This window comes from Mesorhizobium sp. M2A.F.Ca.ET.042.01.1.1 (assembly GCF_003997405.1).
Lineage (GTDB): Bacteria > Pseudomonadota > Alphaproteobacteria > Rhizobiales > Rhizobiaceae > Mesorhizobium.
Genome location: NZ_RZRX01000355.1, coordinates 1 through 4,857, shown reverse-complemented (window position 1 = coordinate 4,857; position 4,857 = coordinate 1). Strand labels below are relative to the sequence as shown.

The window sequence follows — 4,857 nt, the reverse complement described above, 5'->3', positions numbered from 1 at the left end:
TCCCTACACCACGGGCGGCATCGGCATTCTGGGCACCTTGCCGTCGCAGGAGGCGATGGAGACGTGCAACGCCGTCCTCATCGTCGGCTCGACCTTCCCCTATATCGAGTACTATCCGCAGCCGGGCAAAGCCCGTGGCGTCCAGATTGATTGCGACGCGCAGCGCATCGGCCTGCGCTTCCCGGTCGAGGCCGGTCTGGTCGGCGATGCGGCGGAGACCTTGCGCGCCCTCAACAAGCGGCTGCAGCAGAAGGGCGACGGCGCATTCCTTGCGACCGCGCAGAGCTCGATGCAGAAATGGCGCGAGATGATGCGCCAGTCGGAAGATGGTTTGGCCCATCCGCTCAAGCCGCAACGCGTCGTGCGCGCCTTCGGCGAGCGCCTTGCCGAGAATACGGTGCTGGCGACCGATTCCGGCCAGAACACGGAACTTGCCGCGCGCCATGTCGATCTCCGCGCGGGACAGGCTTTCGGCGTTTCGGGCGCGCTCGCCTCAATGTCCTGCGGTTTGAGCTATGCGATCGCGGCCGGCATTGCCTTTCCGGGCCGGCCGGTCGCGGCGATCGTCGGCGACGGCGGGCTCGCCATGCAGCTCGGCGAGTTTTCCACGGCGGTGCGCTACGGCATTCCGCTGAAAGTCCTGGTCATCAAGAACAACATGCTGAACCAGATCGCCTGGGAGCAGATGATGTTCCTCGGCAACCCGCAATTCGGCTGCGAATTGCAGCCGATTGATTTCGCCAAGGCCGCGGAGGCGATGGGCGGAAAAGGCTTCAGCATCGAGCGGGCGGAGGAGGTCGAGCGGGTGCTCGACCAGGCTTTCGCCACCAGCGGGCCGGTGATCATCGAGGCGCTGGTCGACGCCTATGAGCCGATGATGCCGCCGAAAATGCCACCCGATTACGCCAAGAACTTCCGCAAGGCGCTGCCGCAGACTCCGGGCCGCGACGAGATCGAGGAAAACGTCGCCCGGGAGCCTGCCAGGACGATGATGGAGGCAGGCGAATAGAAGGGGATTGCGATGCTTGATCTTTCCCGTGAGCGTCGACGGATGGTCGATGTTCATCTCAGCCGGCGCGGCATCCATGATCGGGAAATCCTGGCGGCGATGCGGGAGGTTCCGCGCGAAGTCTTCGTGGGCCCAGGCTATGAGGAATTCGCCTATGAGGACGGACCGCTGCCGATCGCAGAAGGACAGACGATATCGCAGCCTTACATCGTTGCCTTCATGCTGGAGATGGCGGAAGTCGGCCCAGGCGACCAGGTGCTCGAAGTCGGTACGGGATCCGGCTATGCAGCCGCCGTCATGAGCCGCATCGTCGACCATGTCTACACGATCGAACGCCACGCGCCACTGGCCGAGGACGCACGGCGACGCTTTCAAAGACTAGGCTACGGCAACATCGAGGTGCGGATCGGCGACGGCACCAAAGGCTGGCCCGAAGCAGCACCCTTCGACGCCATCGTGGTGACGGCGAGCGGGCCGGGCGCGCCGCTGGCCTTGCAGCAGCAGCTCGACGTCGGCGGCAGGCTGGTCATTCCGGTGGGCGACGATCCCGACGAGCAGCGGCTGCTCAAGGTGACCCGCACCGGCGCATCGACCTATAGCGAGGAGGATTTCGGCGGCGTGCGCTTCGTCCCGTTGATCGGCGAACAGGGCTGGCGGGAGGAAAGCCGCCCGGCGACTGTCCCCACGACGCCACTGGCGCGCAAACGCAGCCTGCCGGAAATGATCGCCGCGGTCGCCGAGCAGCTTTCCGACTTCGACGACCCTGCGTTTGCCGAACCATTCGACCGTTTCGCGGACCGGCGGATCGTCCTGCTCGGCGAATCCAGCCACGGCACGTCCGAATTCTACCGGGCGCGCGCGGCAATCACCAAAAGGCTGATCGAGAGGCACGGCTTCACCATCGTCGCGGTCGAGGCCGACTGGCCCGATGCAGCGGCCATCGACCGCCATGTCCGCGGCAGGGGCGCCTCGCCCGGTGCCGACCAGCCGTTCCAGCGCTTTCCAAGCTGGATGTGGCGCAACACCGATGTGGCGGCATTCGTGGAATGTCTGCGCGAGCACAATGACAAGGTCAAGGCGCTGCAACCGCAAGCAGGTTTCTATGGCCTCGACATCTACAACATGCGGGGCTCGATCGCCGCCGTCCTGGAGTATCTCGACCGCGTCGACCCGGAAGCGGCAAGGGTTGCGCGGGAACGCTATGGCTGTCTGACGCCATGGCAGACCGAGCCGTCGACCTATGGCCGCGCCGCGCTGACCAAGGGCTACCGCGAATGCGAGGAAGCGGTCCTCGAACAGTGCCGCGACATGCTGGCGAGGCAACTCGATCATGCCGGTCGGGACGGCGAGGAACTGTTCGACGCCGCGCAGAATGCCCGGCTCGTCGCCTCCGCCGAGCAGTATTACCGCGTCATGTATTACGGCGGACCGCAATCCTGGAATCTGCGCGACACGCATATGTTCGAAACGCTGGGTCATGTGCTCGATGCACGGGGTCCCGACGCGAAGGCCGTCGTGTGGGCGCACAATTCCCACATAGGCGATGCGCGTTACACCGAAATGGGAATCTCGCGCGAGGAGGTGAATATCGGCCAGCTCTGCCGGCAGCGCTTCGGCGATGCCGCAGCTCTCATCGGTTTCGGCACGCATACGGGCACGGTCGCCGCGGCGACCGACTGGGACGGCGAGATGGAAATCAAGTCGGTGCGGCCATCGCGCGAGGACAGCTACGAGCGGCTCTGCCACGACGCCGGCATCGAGCGGTTCCTGCTTAACCTAGGACGCGACCCGAAGCTGCGCGACCGGCTGACCGAGCGCCGCCTGGAGCGGTTCATTGGGGTGATCTACCGGCCGGAAACCGAGCTGCACAGCCACTATGCCGACGCTTCTCTGGCGCGGCAATTCGATGCCTTCGTCTGGTTCGACGAGACCAGCGCGGTCACGCCGCTCGGACCCGAACACGCCGCTGAAGGCATGCCGGAAACCTATCCGTTCGGCGTCTGACGCCGGAACATTCTGCGCCGCTTCCCGTTCGAAGGACATAATGAGGAACGACCATGAGCGGTAACCAGCACCCGAAATCGAAAAAACCGAGCGATGCCGATCTGGGCAATGATCCCGGCATTGGAACCTCCAAGGGCACCATCAAGGAAGGCGACGAGCTGGAGCACGGCGAGAACACAGTCGAAGGTGATGTCGAGAACGACACCACCGACGCGGGTGGCATCAACCCGCGCCAGAAGGTTCGCACGAACAAATAAACCCAGAAACAACACCGATCAACATAGCTGATTCCTTAATTTTGTTCGGTATACATCAACATTGATGAACAAAATCCGCACCAGAGCAGAGACCTTTGGAACATCCGATAGAATTTCTTGTTGATTTATATCGCAATCAGGCGATCAACAGGAGATCCTTACCATGATCAAACTTCTTTCCGCATCGGTTCTTGCAATTGTCCTGGCGAGTTCCGCGATGGCACAAACGAGCGGCTCAGGCACCGGGGACGGCACCAACGGCACCGGCGCTACCACAGGCACCACTGGCACCGGCGCCGCAACGGGTACCGGCAGCAATAACGGCAACGGCACGATCGATCCAAACGCCACCAACAGCACGAACAGCACCAAGTCCAACGGCGCAAACGACCGCTGCAAGGACGCGGCCGGCAACGACACGGACAACAATACCGCTACCGGCACCACCACATCCAATATGCAGAACTGCAACAAGTAAGCCTGGAGCCCGTTCACGCCGAAGGGCCCGCCTTTCTCAGAAGCGGGCCCATCTTTCTTGGGCGATCGCGTGCTGGAGCACTTCCCACTACATGCCGCGGTCGGGGACATAGAGGCAGAAGGAGTGCTGCGACTTCATATCGCCACCCGGCTTGCATTCGTGAAAGTTTTCGTCGCGCGATCGCTTTATGCGGTGGTCGCTGTAGGGGATCAGCTCGCCGGTCGAAAGCTGGTAGCCGTATTTCGTCTCTTTCACATCCGAAGGCGGTGCCTGGTAGCAATCCACCCCAGCGCAGCAGGAAGGGTCATACTGCCAGCCCGCTGGCGCCTGGTGGCCCGATGCCGGGACGCAAAGGAGGCTCGCCAGGACACTTGCCGTCAGAGGAAGCCATGCCCGCCGACGGAGTGGACGTAGCCCAACCGCGGCTGCCCGTTCTCGCAGATGCTTGCTTAATGCTGTTTTGTTCATAACCGATCCGCCGTGGTTGCGGCAGCTCCGGACGGGTCCAGAGCCTCACGATCCGCCGCCGGATCGTCGGCGGCGGCTATTCCCCGAACTTAGAAGTCATAGCTATGTTCCATCGCGTCTGCGGCGCCGTTCATTCCTTCACATAGGCGCCGGGCTGACGACCGCTCCGGGGCGCCTTTGCGTCCTTGGAATGCTCAGCCACGGATGGACCGGCACCTGAGCTTTTTTCGGTCGCCGGGCTCGGCGTCGGTTGCCGCGGCGGATTGCGGCCTTCCGATTGGTGGGTCTTGTCCTCGACCTCGCCCTGTTTGCGACTAAGGCCTGGATCGACGTGAGGTCTTTCGTTGCCGGCGGCGTCCTGGGCAAATTCGTCGCTCGGATCCGGGTCGGTATTCGCCGGATATTTCGTGGCGCCCGTCTCGCGACGGTTCTGGATGTTGTTCATGACTGATCTCCGGTTGATGGAAGAAAACACCGGCGCGAGGACGGAGTTCCCAACTACCGGGCAGCCGAAACAAAGTCCTCGGTGGAACAAACCTTCCGCCTCCCGATTAGACGCGAGCGGTGGAGCTCAGCCGCGAGAGGAGCCGGGCATGGACAGGGAAGAACGGATCAGGCAGCGCGCCCACGAGATATGGGAA

Annotated in this window: 6 protein-coding genes; 4 read left to right on the top strand and 2 right to left on the bottom strand. The window is 63.0% G+C overall.

Translation table 11 applies throughout. From position 1 onward, the window contains the following. The 4 genes from EOA23_RS31610 to EOA23_RS31595 form a co-directional block, all read left to right on the top strand. Positions 1-1,009 (top strand): thiamine pyrophosphate-dependent enzyme (locus EOA23_RS31610; protein ID WP_245474408.1); only part of this gene is annotated, 1,009 nt, incomplete at its 5' end. A 12-nt stretch (positions 1,010-1,021) separates the two neighbouring features. Then, on the top strand, positions 1,022-3,013 hold the full coding sequence (locus EOA23_RS31605; protein ID WP_127306985.1) for a protein-L-isoaspartate(D-aspartate) O-methyltransferase: 1,992 nt from the start codon (positions 1,022-1,024) through the stop codon (positions 3,011-3,013). 53 nt (positions 3,014-3,066) lie between these two features. Then, positions 3,067-3,270 (top strand): hypothetical protein, encoded by a 204-nt coding sequence (locus EOA23_RS31600; protein WP_126079175.1) that lies wholly within the window; start codon positions 3,067-3,069, stop codon positions 3,268-3,270. A 163-nt stretch (positions 3,271-3,433) separates the two neighbouring features. Continuing rightward, a complete protein-coding gene (locus EOA23_RS31595) occupies positions 3,434-3,748 on the top strand; it encodes a hypothetical protein (protein WP_127306984.1) in 315 nt (104 codons plus the stop codon). An 87-nt stretch (positions 3,749-3,835) separates the two neighbouring features. Here EOA23_RS31595 and EOA23_RS35925 read toward each other — a convergent pair whose 3' ends face one another. Continuing rightward, the gene (locus tag EOA23_RS35925; protein WP_189341784.1) at positions 3,836-4,003 is read right to left on the bottom strand and encodes a hypothetical protein; all 168 of its coding nucleotides are present in this window, start codon (positions 4,001-4,003) and stop codon (positions 3,836-3,838) included. A gap of 343 nt (positions 4,004-4,346) precedes the next feature. Further along, entirely contained in the window at positions 4,347-4,661 is a 315-nt protein-coding gene (locus EOA23_RS31590; protein WP_127306983.1) for a hypothetical protein, read from the bottom strand. Between the last annotated feature and the right edge of the window lie 196 nt (positions 4,662-4,857).